This is a genomic window from Blautia pseudococcoides (assembly GCF_001689125.2).
In the GTDB taxonomy this organism is placed as follows: Bacteria; Bacillota; Clostridia; order Lachnospirales; family Lachnospiraceae; genus Blautia; species Blautia pseudococcoides.
Window position 1 is genome coordinate 298,679 of sequence record NZ_CP015405.2, and the last position, 16,706, is coordinate 315,384.

14 protein-coding genes are annotated in these 16,706 nt (G+C 47.7%); 10 read left to right on the plus strand and 4 right to left on the minus strand.

The features are described from left to right. The first annotated feature begins 2 nt into the window (after window positions 1-2). The 5 genes from A4V09_RS01475 (at window position 3) to tsaA (ending at window position 6,085) form a co-directional block, all read left to right on the plus strand. Window positions 3-674 carry a response regulator transcription factor gene (locus tag A4V09_RS01475; RefSeq protein ID WP_065540772.1) on the plus strand — a complete coding sequence of 224 codons (672 nt, stop codon included), beginning with the start codon at window positions 3-5 and terminating at the stop codon, window positions 672-674. After that, on the plus strand, window positions 653-2,008 hold the full coding sequence (locus A4V09_RS01480) for a sensor histidine kinase (protein WP_065540773.1): 1,356 nt from the start codon (window positions 653-655) through the stop codon (window positions 2,006-2,008). The genes A4V09_RS01475 and A4V09_RS01480 overlap by 22 nt, the downstream gene beginning before the upstream one ends. Window positions 2,009-2,215: 207 nt before the next feature. Further along, window positions 2,216-2,929: an AlkZ-related protein gene (locus tag A4V09_RS01485; protein ID WP_065540774.1), complete on the plus strand. Its 714-nt coding sequence runs from the start codon at window positions 2,216-2,218 to the stop codon at window positions 2,927-2,929. Window positions 2,930-3,193: 264 nt separating this feature from the next. Then, a complete protein-coding gene (locus A4V09_RS01490) occupies window positions 3,194-5,401 on the plus strand; it encodes an EAL domain-containing protein (RefSeq protein ID WP_065540775.1) in 2,208 nt (735 codons plus the stop codon). Between the two features lie 3 nt (window positions 5,402-5,404). Beyond that, a complete protein-coding gene (gene tsaA / locus A4V09_RS01495) occupies window positions 5,405-6,085 on the plus strand; it encodes a tRNA (N6-threonylcarbamoyladenosine(37)-N6)-methyltransferase TrmO (protein ID WP_065540776.1) in 681 nt (226 codons plus the stop codon). A gap of 205 nt (window positions 6,086-6,290) precedes the next feature. Here tsaA and asnB read toward each other — a convergent pair whose 3' ends face one another. From asnB to A4V09_RS01515, 4 genes are all read right to left on the minus strand, one after another. Beyond that, on the minus strand, window positions 6,291-8,141 hold the full coding sequence (asnB, locus tag A4V09_RS01500; protein ID WP_065540777.1) for an asparagine synthase (glutamine-hydrolyzing): 1,851 nt from the start codon (window positions 8,139-8,141) through the stop codon (window positions 6,291-6,293). Between the two features lie 110 nt (window positions 8,142-8,251). Further along, window positions 8,252-8,830, minus strand: coding sequence for a dipicolinate synthase subunit B (locus A4V09_RS01505; RefSeq protein WP_065540778.1), 579 nt, complete (start codon window positions 8,828-8,830; stop codon window positions 8,252-8,254). An 11-nt stretch (window positions 8,831-8,841) separates the two neighbouring features. Next, on the minus strand, window positions 8,842-9,690 hold the full coding sequence (locus A4V09_RS01510; protein ID WP_065540779.1) for a dipicolinate synthase subunit DpsA: 849 nt from the start codon (window positions 9,688-9,690) through the stop codon (window positions 8,842-8,844). A gap of 79 nt (window positions 9,691-9,769) precedes the next feature. Next, window positions 9,770-10,615, minus strand: a complete 846-nt coding sequence (locus A4V09_RS01515) for an AraC family transcriptional regulator (RefSeq protein ID WP_065540780.1) — start codon at window positions 10,613-10,615, stop codon at window positions 9,770-9,772. Between the two features lie 229 nt (window positions 10,616-10,844). Between A4V09_RS01515 and dapF the strand changes: the two genes are divergently transcribed. From dapF to A4V09_RS01540, 5 genes are all read left to right on the plus strand, one after another. Further along, window positions 10,845-11,690 carry a diaminopimelate epimerase gene (dapF, locus tag A4V09_RS01520; protein WP_065540781.1) on the plus strand — a complete coding sequence of 282 codons (846 nt, stop codon included), beginning with the start codon at window positions 10,845-10,847 and terminating at the stop codon, window positions 11,688-11,690. A 486-nt stretch (window positions 11,691-12,176) separates the two neighbouring features. Then, window positions 12,177-13,109 carry an AraC family transcriptional regulator gene (locus tag A4V09_RS01525; RefSeq protein ID WP_065540782.1) on the plus strand — a complete coding sequence of 311 codons (933 nt, stop codon included), beginning with the start codon at window positions 12,177-12,179 and terminating at the stop codon, window positions 13,107-13,109. 217 nt (window positions 13,110-13,326) lie between these two features. After that, complete coding sequence (locus A4V09_RS01530) at window positions 13,327-14,724, plus strand: ABC transporter substrate-binding protein (RefSeq protein WP_065540783.1); 1,398 nt, start codon at window positions 13,327-13,329, stop codon at window positions 14,722-14,724. A gap of 151 nt (window positions 14,725-14,875) precedes the next feature. Continuing rightward, window positions 14,876-15,763: a carbohydrate ABC transporter permease gene (locus A4V09_RS01535; protein WP_065540784.1), complete on the plus strand. Its 888-nt coding sequence runs from the start codon at window positions 14,876-14,878 to the stop codon at window positions 15,761-15,763. Next, window positions 15,760-16,566, plus strand: coding sequence for a carbohydrate ABC transporter permease (locus A4V09_RS01540; protein ID WP_065540785.1), 807 nt, complete (start codon window positions 15,760-15,762; stop codon window positions 16,564-16,566). The genes A4V09_RS01535 and A4V09_RS01540 overlap by 4 nt, the downstream gene beginning before the upstream one ends. The last annotated feature ends 140 nt before the right edge of the window (window positions 16,567-16,706 follow it).

Consider the following 16,706-nt stretch of genomic DNA (forward strand, 5'->3'; position numbering starts at 1 on the left):
ATATGGCATCAATTCTGACAGTGGATGATGATCCTCTGCTCCTTATTTTAATACGGAAAATTTTGGAGAGGGACGGGCACCGGGTTACGGCTGTGGGCAGCTCTGTGGAGGTTAGGAAGCTTTCCCTGTCTGCCTATTCTTTGATCTTGCTGGATGTTATGATGCCCGGGCTTGACGGATTTGAATTATGCCGGGAAATCAGGGATCTGGTGGACTGTCCAATCATTTTTCTGACGGCCAAAAGTGGGGAGGCAGATATACTGCGCGGGCTGGGACTGGGCGGGGATGATTATCTGAAAAAGCCATTCGGTGCTGAAGAGATCCGGGCAAGGGTCAACGCACATCTGAGAAGAGACCAGCGGGAGAAAAAACATGCTCTGGAGGTATCGGGATTCCGTTTTTTTCTGGGTGCGAAACAGATGGAGAAAGACGGGCAGGTCTGTCCCCTCACAAAAGGGGAATATGCAATCTGTGAATATCTGGCACTGCACCACGGACAGACATTGTCAAAAGATCAGATCTACGAGAGCGTGTTCGGCTATGACGCGGAGGGTGACAGCTCAGTGATTGCCATGCATGTGAAAAATATCAGGCAGAAGGCAGAGGGACTGGGGGGGATTCCCATACAGACCGTATGGGGGATTGGATATACATGGAAAGAGAAAGAAGTTTAAAAGGGTTTTTTATAAAATATCTGTTCATCTGGCTGCTGGGGTCTCTGATCCTGGCATTCCTTGGCTTTATACTCATGTCCCTGGCTATGCAGGCAGGATATATTTATCCTGCAAATTATGGGGATATTGAATATGAATGGGAGAAAGAAAATTTAAAAAATACGGAAGAGATCCGCATGGAAGATATTCCTCCGCTTATGGATTATGCACTTTTTACAGAGGACGGAACCTGGAAAGAGGGGACCATACCTGAAAAGGATGCAAAGAAAGCCTGGGAAGTAAGTCACAGAGGGTATTCCGGTTTCAGCCGTATTTTTTACCAGAAGGTGGAGCGGGAGGGTGAAGTTCTGGTGCTGCGTTACTCCATGAAAGCTCAGTTTGCGGATCCAAAGCTTCGGAAATATCTTCCGGCAGCGGAGGAGATCATATATGGATGTGTAATACTGGAAATCCTGGCATATTTGATGTACATGGCCGTGCGATTTGGCAGGATGCTGGAGCGGAAGATGAACGGTATACAGAGTGCCATTGAAAAAATAGAGCAGGAGAATCTGGAATTCCAGGTGCAAAACTGCGGTGTCCGTGAGATTGACCGTGTGGGGGCTGCCCTGGACCACATGAAGGAGGCACTGAAAAAGTCCTTGGTGAGCCAGTGGGATATGGAAAAAGCCAGACAGGAGAAGATATCTGCATTGGCTCATGATCTGAAAACACCCATTACCATCGTGAGGGGATATAACGAACTGCTGCTGGAGAGCACCTTTAAGGGGGAAGACCGCGCCTGTGTGGAGGCTATAGAAGTTAGTATCCGCCAGATGCAGGGGTATGTAGAGCAGCTTTTGGATGTGACAAGAGGGAAGCAGCCGGCGGAGTTTTTAAAAAATATTGTCTGCGCAGATGCATTCCTGGAGGAGATACACAAAAAATCAAAGGGGCTGGCAGCGGAAAAACAGGCGGTCCTGATATGGCAGGCAGCAGAAACCCGCAGGGAAATACAGGCGGATAAGCAGCACCTGGAACGGGCACTGCTGAATATTATAGCCAATGCCGCGGAATATGCAGGGCAGGGGGGAACCATCTGCCTGGGTGCCTCTTCCCTGGAGAATGGCTTAGAGATTGTTGCGGAGGACAGCGGCCCGGGATTTACAGGGGAGGCGCTCAAAAAAGGAAAAGAAGAATTTTATACAGGCAGCAGTGCCAGAAGCGGGGGCGTACATTCCGGTCTGGGATTGTTTATTGCAGATAGAATTATAGAGGAGCATGGCGGCAGGCTGGAATTAGGAAATTCCGAAACATTTGGAGGCGGATGTGTCCGTGTGTGGCTGCCATGGTAAATCCGGAACCGCGTTCAGCGCAGGGAGGCTCTTCACATTGGAAACTGCACTTTGCGCAAAAGGAAGATGACATACAGATGTCATGTTGCGGGCTGTAGAATAAAAGGACAGCTTAATTGCGGAAAAGGAGATAAAAGGATAGAAACAAAAGGTAGATCATATGTACAGAACGCAGAATGAAGGTGCCGTGCAGGAATGGAGGGAAAGATGAAAAAAATATTGAACTATGAGGATTTTACAGAAGTGCTGCAAAATGCCGGATTTTCCATGGGCGGCGGCAATTCGGAGGGTATATATTCCATTATTAACTGGGATTGGGACAAGGAGCCTCCATATGATACGCCGGTCAAGTGGCACACAGGAGACAGGGAGACAGACCCCTGGGAGTGGCGTATGCGGGTCTTGGATGAAAGAAATGATATGGCTTACGCGAAATTCTTTTTCAGGAAAAGCGGGTATATCACCAAAGAATGGTATCCGTATTTTTTTGCCTGCCGCAGGGGCGTTATGGATTTTGTGGATATGTACCTGGAAGGCAGGATCAGCAATGAGGCAAAACGTATATATACCAGCATAGAGGAAGAAGGCGTGATGCCACTGCATGAACTGAAGAAGGCAGCCGGGTTTGGAAAAGAAGACAAATCCCGTTTTGACAGGGCTTTAGTGGAACTGCAGATGAATTTTTTCCTCACCATATGCGGGAGAAGGCATAAAATCAGCGCGGAGGGAAAGCCCTACGGCTGGGATTCCACTGCCTTTTGCAAAACAGAGGATTTCTGGGACAGTGAAGTTTTGAAGGCGGCGTCCGCGGCCAGCAGCAAGGAGGCAGAAGAAAGGATCCGGGAACAGGTGTTGAGACTGAATCCTCTTGCATCGGACAAAAATATACATAAATTTATATATGGCAGAACCGGAAGGTGAGCTGTCAAACTATGCAAATAAGGAAAACGGGCGGCATACCCCAGTCATGGCTGGATGTACCGCCTGTTTTTTGCATATATCCCAGTGTATAAATCAATATCTGGGGAATTTAGGTGACAGTTCCGCTGTCTGAACGCCTATGGATTTTGGGAAGCCCGCTCTGAAACCATAAGGATAATTATATAGCATTTTACCCATAGCAGTGTTAGAATAAAAATATGTATAAAGCACCGAATATTACGAAAGAATCGTTGAGGAACAAAAATGCAGAAAGATAGGAAAGATAAAGAACTGCAGGATGAGAACAGAAGGTTAAGAGAAGAGATCAAACGGCTGAAACAATATGACCAGGTGACGGGGTTGTTCAACAGGGAGGTTTTCTGCGCATCTGCCGACGGAGCTATACAGCAGAACCCTCATATCCGTTTTGAAATCATCTGCATAGATATTGAACGGTTTAAAATGATAAATGAATTGTACGGTGAAGAGCAGGGAGACCTGCTTTTAAAATACGTGGCAGAGCAGCTTCGGCACATTTCGCGCAGGGAAAAACATATTGCGGGGAACCTGAGGGATGATGTCTTTGCTCTCTGCATTCCTGTGGAGGATGAGAAAAGCACAGTGGATCATCTGCTGGGGATTTTCAGCGGGAGCCCTGTGAACGCCCAGGTGGTTTTGGCAGTTGGAATTTATCGCATGGAGGAGGAAGTGCTTCCCGCCGGAAATATGTGCGGCAGAGCGCTGATGGCGCTGAATTCTGTAAAAGGCAATGACCACCATGTGGCAGTGTACCGGGAAAGTATGCGGGAAAATCTCCTCAGAGAGCAGGAGATCACCAACAGCATGGAAGCAGGGATCAAAAACAGGGAATTTAAAATCTATATGCAGCCAAAATGCAATATGGAGAGCGGCAAAGTAGTGGGGGCAGAAGCTTTGGTACGCTGGCAGCATCCCCAAAAAGGTCTGCTGCTTCCCGGGGATTTTGTACCATTGTTTGAGAAAAACCATTTTATCGAAAAGCTGGATCTATATGTTTGGGAGGAGACGGCTGGCTGGATCAGGCGCTGGCTTGACAAGGGCGGTACCTGTGTGCCCGTATCCGTAAATCTGTCGCGCATGGATATTTTTGATATGGACGTGTGCTCTGTGCTCACAGACATAATGGAGCGGTATCATATCCCATCCGGTTTGATCGAACTGGAAATCACAGAAAGTGTATATGCCGGACAGTCTGAGCGGATCATTAAAGAGACGGAGAGGCTGAAGAAAAATGGATTTACAATCCTGATGGATGACTTCGGCAATGGGTATTCGTCCCTGAATATGCTGAGCAGCACCAATATTGACATCCTAAAAATGGATATGCATTTTATGGATGGGGAGGGGCTGAAAAGCCTGGGGATACTGGACGCGATCCTGCATATGAGCAAATGGCTGAATCTGCCGGTGATCGCTGAGGGAGTCAACCGGGAAGAACATGTGAAAACACTGCGCAGTGTGGGCTGTGTCTACGGGCAGGGCTTTTATTACTACTGTCCTATGAGTATCGGGGAATTTGAGAATCTGCTTCTTGCGCCTGACAAAGTGGATTTCTGTGACGGCGGGAAAAAACGGGTGGAGAGCAGCCACCTTTTGGATTTGAGCGATCTGTTCCACAAAGACACATTGACCGACCGGCTGCTGGGTAATATTACAGGCGCTGTGGCTCAGTACAGTTACGATGGGACCCACCTCTATGTTCTGAGAGCCAACGGGGAATACTGCCGGCTGATGGGCGAATACTGGATGGGTGGAAGCGGCCATGTGGATGTTATGCGGGATCTTTTTCCTGAGGACAGGGAAAAGATAACCGATGCCCTCTCAGAAGCAAAACGCAGCAAAGAAGAAAAGGGCGCGGAGGTTTTTGTGCGGAAAAGAAGGGGTGGGTCTGTCCTTTGGCTGAGGATACGTCTTTTCTGCCTGACGTCCAATTATGGCAGTGAAATATTTTACGCGGCCCTGTCGGATGAGACCGTACGGATGAACAGTATTGAGAATCTCCGCATAAGTGAGGAGCGCTTCCGGCTTGCTATGGAGGCTACAAAATCCGTGATCTTTGAACTGGATACGGATACGCGGACCGCATATTATTCTGAATATGCGCAGAAGGCGTTTGGCCTGGATGCCACGGTGGCAAATGCACCGGAGGGATTTATCGAGCAGGGTACTGTGTGTGAAGGATATGAGGAAACCTTCCGGGATATATACCGTGCTATTTACAGGGGAGAGGACAGAGCCTCCTGTGTGGTGAAGGCAAAAATGGGGGATGGCAGTACAGTCCGCAACCGCATTACACTCACTGCGATCAGAGATAAAGACGGAAAAACAGTAAAGGCAGTGGGTATGGTGGAAAATGTATCCTACAGTGAGGTTGGGAGTATGGTGGATCATGAGGGGAATGGTGAGAATGGGAATGAGAGGAAGGGAGAATGATTTATGGAGATCAATAGGATAGGCTGGATCCGGACGGATTTTCCTGGGAAGTTTGGGATTCCGCGTCAGAGTGGGTTGGTGGAGGATCTGGCTGGAACGGTGGTTTTTGAGACAAAGTATAGGAATGCGGACGCTTTCAGGGGACTGGAAGAGTTTTCGCATATATGGCTTATTTGGGAGTTTTCTGAATCGGCAAGAGATAAATGGCAGCCTATGGTGAGACCGCCGAGGCTTGGGGGGAACATAAGGAAAGGGGTATTTGCTACGCGTTCGCCTTTTCGGCCAAATCCGATAGGGTTGTCCTGTGTACGTCTGGAGCGGATTGAGATGCATCCGGAATATGGCCCTGTCCTCCATGTGAGAGGGGCGGATTTAATGGATGGAACTCCGATTCTGGATATTAAGCCTTATGTTCCTCATGCGGACAGCCGCCCGGAGGCAGAGGGCGGGTTTGCGTCCAGACATAGGGAGGACAGGCTGGAAGTGGAACTTCCGGAGGAACTGGAGAAAAAAGTGCCGGAACATAAGAGGGAGGCCCTCAGGGGCGTTCTGGCCAATGATCCAAGGCCGGCATATCAGAATGATCCGGAGCGGGTCTATGGATTTGGCTTTGCAGGGCTGGAGGTCCGCTTTACTGTCAGGGAGGGACTTCTTACGGTATGTGAGGTAGTGCCTCAGGGATGAAGTTTTTGATTCAGGGGAGGCTGTGGGCAGAGAGGCCGGAGCAGAGGCTTATGGGAGAGATGGGGCGGTTTTTTGTAGACTGCAGGATGCTTTAGACTGGCTGGAGAATGACAGAGAGATTCTCCAGCCTTTTTAGAGGATTTTTCCGGTTTTGGCGGAAGGTTTTGAAATGGTGGGGGGATATGGAGCTTAGTTCGTTTGCCGGCTATAAAATACGGATTTTGTATTTTTCCAGCCAGTAGTTTACCTGGAGCATGTAGGCCAGCATCTGGGGGCCTGCCATGAGCTGGCCGTAGAAGGGTCTGCCGTAGTCGGAGGGGCTTTCCAGGAATGCGTGTACTTTGCGGGTGTCCAAAATTGGGCGGATGGGGGCATTGGGGTCTGCCAGAACTTCTTTTAGACGGTCGCCCAGAAGATTTTCATAGGCAGGGTCGTAGGTTTTGGGGTAGGGACTTTTTTTCCTCCAGAGGATCTCTTTGGGGAGATGCCCTTCCCCTGCATGGCGCAGCAGGCCTTTTACGATGCCGTCCGGGCATTTCATGCTCCAGGGGACATTGAAGATGTATTCCACGATCCGGTGGTCTGCCAGGGGGACACGGGCTTCCAGGCCGGAATACATGCTGGTGCGGTCCATGCGGTCCAGCAGTGTCACCATGAACCAGCGCAGGTTCAGATAGGAGATTTCACGGCGGCGTTTTTCTTCGGGATTCTCTCCCGGCAGGACCGGTGTCTCGCGGATGGTCTTTTCATAGGCGGCATGTGCGTATTCCTCCATGCCGAGGGATTCGGCAAAATCGTCGGACAAGAGGACTTTTCTGGGTTCCATGCTCATGGACCAGGGGAAATTGTCTCCCTCAAATGCCTCTTTTTTATGGAACCAGGGATACCCTCCGAAGATTTCATCTGCGCATTCACCTGTGAGAGTCACTTTGTTGTGCTCCACGACCTGGGAACAGAAATAGAGCATGGAGGATTCCACGTCCGCCATACACGGCAGGTCTCTGGCGTCCACAGCTTTGAACAGACAGTCCACTTGTGCCATATTGTCGCACTCCAGAAAACGGTGGTTTGTGCCGGCGTACTCCACCATTTTTTCTGCCCAGGGACGGTCCTGGCTTGGCTGGAAGGCGTTGGATCTGAAATATTTATTGTTGTCTTTAAAGTCAAAAGAGAAGGTGTTCAGGACTTTTCCCTGTTTTTTCAGCTCTGCGGCACAGATAGATGTGACCAGGCTGCTGTCCACACCGCCGGAGAGAAAGGTGCTGATGGGAATGTCGGAGAGCATCTGTTTTTTAACAGCGTCCTCTACCAGCCAGGCTGTCTTTTCCACGGTCTCGTCAAAAGAGTCTGTATGGGGACGGCTTTCCAGGTTCCAATAAGCATGTTCAGAGACTCCGCCTGGTCCAAAGGTCAGGCAGTGTCCCGGAAGTATCTCACGGACATCTTTGAAGACGCCTTTTCCGTAACTTTTAGCAGGTCCCAGAGCGAATACTTCGCACAGGCCGTCCCTGTCCAGCTGGGGTGTTACCCCGGGGAAGCCGAACAGACCTTTGATCTCAGAGGAAAAGACCAGGGTTTTTTCAGCCCATGTATAGAAAAGAGGCTTGATTCCCAGGCGGTCTCTGATAAGGGACAATTGATTTTGGGAGGAATCCCACAGAGCGATGGCAAAAATACCATTTAATTTTTTCGTGTATTCCTTCCCGTGCAGCATAAATCCGTTCAGAATCACTTCGGTATCGCTGGCAGTCTCAAAGACAGCCCCTTCTTTTATCAGTTCTTTTTTCAGTTCGGGCATGTTGTAGATCTCACCGTTGTATGCGATGGCATAAGTGCCGGACGCATTCTTTCGTATCATGGGCTGATGACCTGTGACAAGGTCAATGATCTCCAGTCTCACATGGGCCAGGCCGCAGCTTTTGTCCAGATAAGTCCCCTGATCATCCGGTCCCCGGCGCTTTTGTATCCGGTTCATTTCCTCCAGGATGTGATTCCATTTCCCCTTTTCCTCCGTAAAATCTCTTTTCGGATTACAAAATCCTGCGATACCACACATAGAAATCCCCCTTTCTGCTGATGCCCCATAAGGGCTTTGCCCACATACGGCTGCGGGCAACCCCTTGCTGGGTAAAAAATTGAGCTTCGTTTGACGGTGACAGCAGTTTTTTACTGTATGACCGGCTGATACTGCTTTCCGTTTAAAGCCGCTTCAATGGAAGGTATGAGAAGTTCTGTGCGGGCGATCATGGAATTGGGCTTTTTCTCTGGGTTATCCTGACCGAAAGGAACAAAATAGATGTTCTTGGCATTCAGAAGCAGGCCGATATTTTTCATATTCATCCCCAGTGCGTCGTTGGTGGAGATGGAGATAAGCAGAGGCTTTTCGTTCCGCAGATGTGCCTTGGCTGCCATGAGGGCAGGGGTATCGGTAATGCCGTTTGCAAGCTTTGCGATAGTATTGCCTGTGCAGGGCAGGATCACCAGGATATCCAGCAGGCTTTTGGGGCCGATAGGCTCTGCCTGGGGGATGGTGAGCATGGGTTCCCTGCCTGTTATGCTGCGTGCTTTTTCTATAAAGTCCTCTGCATTGCCGAAACGGCTGTCAATGCTTTTGGCGGCATCTGAAAAGATGGTCTGTATTTCTGCACCTTCGTCTGCAAGCTTTTGTAATTCCTCAAACACTTTTTTATATGTGCAGAAGGAGCCGGTAAAGGCCACTCCCACTTTCCTTCCTTTTAACGACATGATTGTTTCTCCTATTCTTCAAATTCCTTTAATATACGAAAAACAGCTTCCGCAATGGCATAGGCGGAGGAACGAGGGGCATATTTCCCCGGAAGTCCCGGACAGAGATATGCGGATATCCCCAGGTTCTTCGCTTCGGCATGATCCAAACCGCCGGGAGCGGAAGCAATATCAATAATAAGAGCCTGTTTTTTCAAACTCTTTAACAGTGACCTGTCAATGATCTGCGCGGGAATTGTGTTGAAGATAAAATCAAAACTGCCCCCGTGTTCTTTCAGTTCCTCCAAAGAGATAGCGTCCCCTGCCAGCACCTGGGCTTCTGCCCGCACGCCGGGTCTTCTGGCACAAACCGTTACATGACAGAACATCCCTTTCAGATACGAGGCCAGGGTTTTCCCGCAGGTTCCGTATCCCAGTACAAGACAGCGGCTTTCGTGGAGATTGCGGCTGCTTTTCTGAATGGCTTCCGCAACGGCGCCTTCTGCGGTTGCTATGCTGTTTTTTACAGTGAGTATCTCATCCTTCATCAGATCAGAGACAAAAATGCCTTTTGAAAAAATTTTTTCCTGGAAGTCCCTGGGTATGCATCCTGCAAATAAGGACTGGCCCTCCCGGAGCATATCCGGCAAAAGGGACAGTGGGATATCTTTGCTTTGGCTTATGGGGATTGGCGCAAGAATGGTCTCTGCATTTGAAACTGCCTCCAAAAGAGAGGGGGCAGTATAGCAGGAGGTGCCCGGAATATCTGCGCAAAGTGCATATTTACAAACCTTGCAGCCGCATTCCAGGAGATATTGTGCCAGATAGACCTGACGCATATCTCCGCCGATGACTGCAAAATCAAATTTTTTGTGACTCATTGCCTGGCTCCTGAATGTCTGAACTCTTATTTACTATATGTAAGAGGGAAAAGAGATGTGTTAGAGGAAAAGCAGCGTGTTAGCTTTCATACCGTTCGCCTCTGGCAGATGTGTGGAAAAGTTTTTTATAGGCTCTGGAAAAGGAGGAATAATTTTTAAAGCCGCACCGGTAGCAGGCGTCTGTGACAGACATGCCGTTTTGGATCAGCGCCCTGGCCCGCAGCAGGCGCTTGGTGGAAATATAGCTGGCAACACTGTATCCTGTTTCCTGCTTGAACAAGTGCATAAGGTAATAACGGCTCATATAGAACCGGGATGCCAGCAGGTCGATGGAAATGTCCTCTGCCAGGTGCTCTCCGATATAGTCAAGCACGGGAAGGATTTTGGGATTGCAGCGGCTGTTTTGTATATAAGTGCCTGTGTAGGCATCCATGGAAAAGCGGTTCAGAAGAATGAGAAATTCCAGGAAAAGGGCTTTCTGATACAGAGCAGCGGCAAAGGCCCCCTCCCCAAAGGATTTTTCCAACTCCTGCAGAACCTGATACAGGCGGCTCTGGCCAAACAGCTCAATGCGCAGTACATTGGAACCGCTTTTTTGGGCCTGCACAAAGCACTGGTTCAGGGAATCCCCTCCATCCCGGCAGGAATCTATGAATGCAGGAGAAATGTAGAGGATCACCCGCTCGTAGGTGGAACGGCGGTTGATGACCGGCTTGTGGATCTCGCCGGCATTTACCAGGACAACATCATAGGGTTTTAGATCAAAGGATTTTCCTTCAATGTGGTAAGTCACATCCCCCCGGATGAAAACCAGAAGTTTGTAAAAATCATGATAATGATAGGAAAAGCTGTGCTCCTCCCCGTCTGTAATATGAAAGAGGCGGAAATCGTCTTTCAGATAACCGGTTTTACTGTAAGAATCCAATGTTGTTCCTCCTGTGGGACTGTTTTAGTTTCAGCATATTTTGCAATGTTTTTAACACGATGCTTATATTATAACATAAAAGTGTCTGATAAACTAGATAGAGATAAAGAGGTAAAGATATGGATCTCGCACAACAGCGGCCTGTGAACCGTAAACTAAAACATGGATAGCGTATGATAGCATACGCCGGATTAGGAAGGTGCATCATAACAGGAAAGGAAAGAGAGCAGTGAAATTTGAAAAGTATCATGGAATAGGAAATGATTATCTGGTATATGACTGTCAGAAGAATACAGAGGAACTGGACGGAGAAATGATCAGGAGAGTCTGTGACAGGAATTTCGGAGTAGGCTCAGACGGCATCCTGGCAGGACCTTATATAGAAGACGGAGAATTTGCTGTCCGTGTCTTTAATCCGGACGGAAGTGAAGCGAAGAGAGCGGGAAACGGCATCCGTATATTTGCCAAGTATTTAAAGGACGCAGGGTACACACTCAGCGAGCGGCTGAATATCAGGACAAAAGGCGGAAAGGTGCAGGTGCGTTTTCTCAATGCGGACGGAACCAGGATCCAGGCGGATATGGGAAAGCTGTCCTTTTCCAGCAAAGAAGCAGGACTTGCGGGTGAGCCACGGGAAGCATTGGAAGAGAAGATGGTATTCGGACAAAATTCATATGACTGTTCCTGTGTTTCCATGGGAAATACACACTGTGTGATCCCCATGATGGAGATTTCCAGGGAAAAGGTCTGTAAAATAGGCGCCTTTTCAGAGCGCTCCGAATATTTTGAGGACCGGGTCAACACACAGATCATGAAAGTTCTCGATAAAAATAACATTCAGATAGAGATATTTGAGCGGGGTGTGGGATATACCCTGGCTTCCGGCACCAGCAGCTGCGCCGCGGCTGGAGTGGCTTTCCGTCTGGGGTTGGCAGATTCGGATGTGATGGTGCACATGCCCGGCGGAAAGCTCTGGATCCAGATTGACGAGGACTGGCGGGTAAAGATGACCGGCAGTGTACAGAGTGTGTGCCGGATTGAAATGACAGAGGATTTCCTGCGGTTTGAGCCGTAGGTGGAAAGGTTTTAAAGGGCTTCCGCGGCAGTGAGCAGGCTGTGCGGGAGCCTTTTTTGCGCCAGAGAAAAGTACGGGGGGAGCAGTTTTGTAAAACTGCCGGTTTTTCTACTGCTTTCGTCATTTTTTGTTGGCCGGGTGTGCAAAAAACCTGGCATTTGATACAAAAACGGTGAACAAAAGTTGCTAAAATGATTGAAAATGCAAAAAAACGAACCGATTATGAGTAAAATAACCAGAGATATGATGGTATAATTGATGAAAACCAAGGGGTAAAAGCCGAGGTGATCAGGCCGATTGACAATAGGAATCGGAGAAAAATCCTGGACAAGGGGGAATTTCTTATAAGAAAAGTCTGAGAGAGTCTGTAATAACCGAGATTGTACGTTTTTCTTCAACAAGCCCTTAAAAATTTGACGAAGCCCAAGAAGCTATGATAAGCTAAAGAATAAGGTATTAGTTTAGGATGGAAACGAGGGCTTACAGATGAAGAAGAGAGAAAAAGAATATGTAGAATTCCGGTATTATGAGATCCCGCAGCGTGTGCCCCTGATCGCACTTATGGGGGAACGCTGGGTAACGAGGTATGGAAGTGATCCTATGCATTTCCATAACTATATGGAGATAGGCTACTGCTGTTATGGCAAGGGTGTTATGCACCTGGGAAAAGAGGACGTCAAATATGGGGAGGGAACTGTTACGGTTATCCCCAAAAATTTTCCCCATCACACAACGGGAAGGGACGAAGTCTTTGACAGCTGGGAGTATCTTTTTATAGACACGGAGCGTTTTTTAAAGACCGTATACGCGGAAAAACCTGTGTATGCAAATACGGTGCTGGAGCGGCTTCACAGCCGTATGTTTCTGACCAGCAGGGAAGAAGCACCGGAGATCGAGGCGCTTGTCCGTGTCATTCTGAATGAAATGCGCAACAGAGAAGAATTTTATCTGGAGAGCGTGCAGGGATGTCTGCTCACACTGCTTCTCAAAATAGCCAGAATGAATCCGGTGGACAGTATGCCGGAGGCCAAGATCATAGATGACGGAAGTCTGAACAGTATCCTGGCGGTTCTGGATTACATAGAAAAGCATTATCAGGAAGAGATCAAGGTAGGACAGCTGGCACAGATCTGCCATATGAGCGAGACACATTTCAGAAGGGTGTTCACGGAATTTATGAATACGTCTCCGGCAGAATATGTGAATCTTGTACGGATTGAGCGTGCCTGTGAATTTCTTGCGAAATCAGACGAGCGTCTGGAGGACATTGCCGTTAAGGTTGGTTTCCAGGCATCAGCCACATTCATCCGTAACTTCAAGAAGATTGTGGGGACTGCTCCGCACCAGTGGAGAAGCACGGCGAGGGAAAAGGAAGACAACCCTTCCAACTACAATGTATCGGTGTTAAAGGGCTGGTAAGGCCCCCCGGAAACGGGTAAATGAACAAGAAAGTAGATAATGTACAAATTAGACAAATGAAATATTGACATATGCGGCGAGATGATGTAATATACATATATGCTGGACCGTGAAAAAACGGAAATGTGGTCATATTACAAAACAATCTGTCGAATAATAGGACCGTATGTACATTCATGAGTTTAAGGCTTAATAATTAAAGGGAGGTATTTGTGTTATGAGAAAAAATTTGTGTTATGAGAAAAAAATTGTTGCAGCTATGCTGGCTTCTATGATGGTTGTTTCACTTGCAGCCTGCGGAGGCGATAGCGGAAGCGGAACCACAGACGGCGGTGATACCAAGAAGGAAGAGACCACCGGAACAGATGACACTAAGAAAGAAGAGGCGGCAGGTGACGCCGTAGCAGCTACAGATGATGACAATACATTGACAGTATGGTGCTGGGACCCCAACTTCAACATCTACGCTATCAACAAAGCTGCTGAGATCTACGCAAAAGACCATGACGGATTTAATGTAAAAGTTACGGAGATCCAGTCAGATGATATTGAGACAAAACTGACAACAGCTATGTCAGCAGGCGATTTAAGTACCTTACCTGACATCTTCCTGATGCAGGATAACTCTTTCCAGAAATATGCTACCAACTACCCGGATATCTTCGTTGATCTTACGGACAAGGGTATTGACTTTACAGAGTTCTCAGAAGCTAAAGTAGCTTACTCTACCTTAGACGGCAAGAACTACGGTGTTCCGTTTGATAACGGTGCTGCTATCGGCGCTTACAGAACAGACCTTCTGGAGCAGGCCGGATATACAGTAGCTGACTTCACAGATATCACATGGGACGACTTTATGGAAAAAGCCAAAGTTGTCAAAGAAAAAACAGGACAGCCTCTGCTGACACAGCAGGCAGGTTCTACGGATATCATCATGATGATGATCCAGTCTGTCGGAGCTTCCTGCTTCACAGAAGACGGAAAAGCAAATGTTGTTGACAATGAAGCTGTTAAGAAAGCTGTAGAGATTTATTCTCAGATGGTAAAAGACGGCACATTAGTAGAAGTAACTGACTGGGATCAGTATGTAGCTTCTATCAACAACGGAACCGTTGCAGGCGTTATCAATGGATGCTGGATCATGGCTACCATCACAGCACAGGAAGATCAGTCCGGACAATGGGCTATCACAAACCTGCCTAAGATGGAAGGTGTTGGCGAGGCCAGCAACTACTCCAACAACGGCGGTTCCTCATGGGCAGTTACATCCAACTGTAAGAAACCAGACCTGGCTGTAGATTTCCTGAAATCCACATTCGGCGGAAGCACAGAGTTCTACGATGACCTGATCTCCAAAGGCGCTCTGGCAACATGGGCACCGGCTGGTGAATCTGATGTTTACAATCAGGAAGTTCCGTTCTTCGGAAATGACAAAGTTTATGCTAAGATCGTAGATTTTGCTACTAAGACACCTTCCAACATTACAGGACCGTTCTACTATGACGCTCGTGATGCCATCGGTGTTGCACTTTCCCAGATCACACAGCAGGGTACAGATATCGGAACTGCACTTCAGGAAGCACAGGATACTGTAGACTTCACAATGGGCGGCTGATAAATAAAAGACCCCTGATTGATTATTATTTCTAGAAATGAAAGGTCTGCTGCTGCTTATCAAAGGCGGCGGCGGACCTTTTTAATCGGGTGCGGCAGTACGGGAAGCGCATCTGTTTATAACTAAATTCTAAAAAGGAGGGTGCATATTTATGAGTGGTCCTAATAAAAAAGGGATGTCTCTGGAAAAGAAGCATAATGTGACCGGCTGGGTATTTCTGATCCCGGCTACAGCATTGATCTGCTGGATGAGTTTTTATCCCATGATCAAAGCCTTCGTTATGTCTCTGCAGACAGGTATCGGTATTAATTTAACCTTCGGAGGAGTTGCGAACTACCTTCGTATTCTGAAAGACCCTACATTTAAGCAGTGTCTGTTCAACACATTTTTCTATCTGATCATTCAGGTGCCGGTGATGCTGGTACTTGCATTGGCACTGGCTTCCATGCTGAACAATAAGCATCTGCGGTTCAAAGGATTGTTCCGTACAGCGATTTTCCTTCCCTGTGCAACATCCCTTGTATCTTATGCTATGATCTTCCGTTCCATGTTTGCCAATGATGGTTTTATCAATACTGTTTTAAGAGGAATGGGGGCAGATCCCATCATGTGGTTTGCCAATGCATGGACAGCCAGAGCGGTTATTATCATTGCACTGATCTGGAGATGGACAGGATACAATATGGTATTCTATCTGTCAGGCCTGCAGAATATTGAATACTCTGTTTATGAGGCAGCTAAGATTGACGGCGCTTCACCGCTCCAGTCTTTCTTCAAAATTACTGTACCGCTTTTGAAACCAACGATTCTTCTGACAACCATCATGTCCACAAACGGAACCCTGCAGTTGTTCGATGAGTCCCTGAACCTGACCAACGGCGGACCGGGTAAAACAACCATGACTTTGTCCCACTACATATACAATACATCCTTTGTACAGAGCCCGAATTTCGGCTATGCGGCAGCAATGTCTATCATTGTACTGATCATGGTTGCAATTCTGGCAGTTATCCAGATGAAAGTAGGTGATGAACGATGAATAAAGGCCAAAAAATATTTCAGTATGTATTCCTGACGATCGTTTCACTGTTCTCTGTATTTCCGTTGTACTACATGTTCTGCGGAGCGACAAACAAAAGTACAGATGTAGTAGCCGGCAAGCTGATTCCCGGCGGCTATATTATATCAAATTTCAAGGCCCTGCTGGCGAACCAGGATTTGGCAAGAGCTATGTGGAACTCCTTCAGAAATGCTGTTATCCTGACTGCTCTGGCCCTGCTGGTTTGTTCTATCGCAGGTTACGGCTTTGAGATTTATCATGACAAAGGTAAGGACGTTGTTATGACACTCCTTCTGACAGCTATGATGATTCCTTTCGCAGCTATCATGATCCCTTTGTTCAAGATGTTCTCCACTTTGAAAATGGTCAACAGTATGGCAGCATTTATGCTTCCTACCATTTCAACCCCGTTTTTGATCATGTTGTTCAGGCAAAGTGCCCGTTCGTTCCCGCATGATATTATTGAGGCAGCCCGCCTTGATGGATTGAGCGAAACCGGAATCTTCTTCCGTATGTTCTTCCCGACCATGCGCTCCACATATGCGGCAGCCATGACCATCACATTCATGAACGCATGGAATAACTACCTGTGGCCAAAGGTAATCTTACAGACAGACAGCTCCATCACCATGCCTATGCTGGTAGCCAACCTGTTAGGTGGTTATACAGTTGATTACGGTATGCTGATGCTCGGCGTACTTATCTGTACGCTGCCTACTGCAATTGTATTCTTCTGTCTGCAGAAGAGCTTTGCCGAAGGTATTACAGGTGCTGTCAAATAAAAAAAAGACAGGAACCGGTCTTGCCGGGCTGTTGAAAATAAGGTGACTGTTGGTAATTTCACAGTTACAAAATATGTACTATACAGGCGGATATTTTATTTACATGAGATATCCGCCTGATTTTTAATCATACGGCAGAT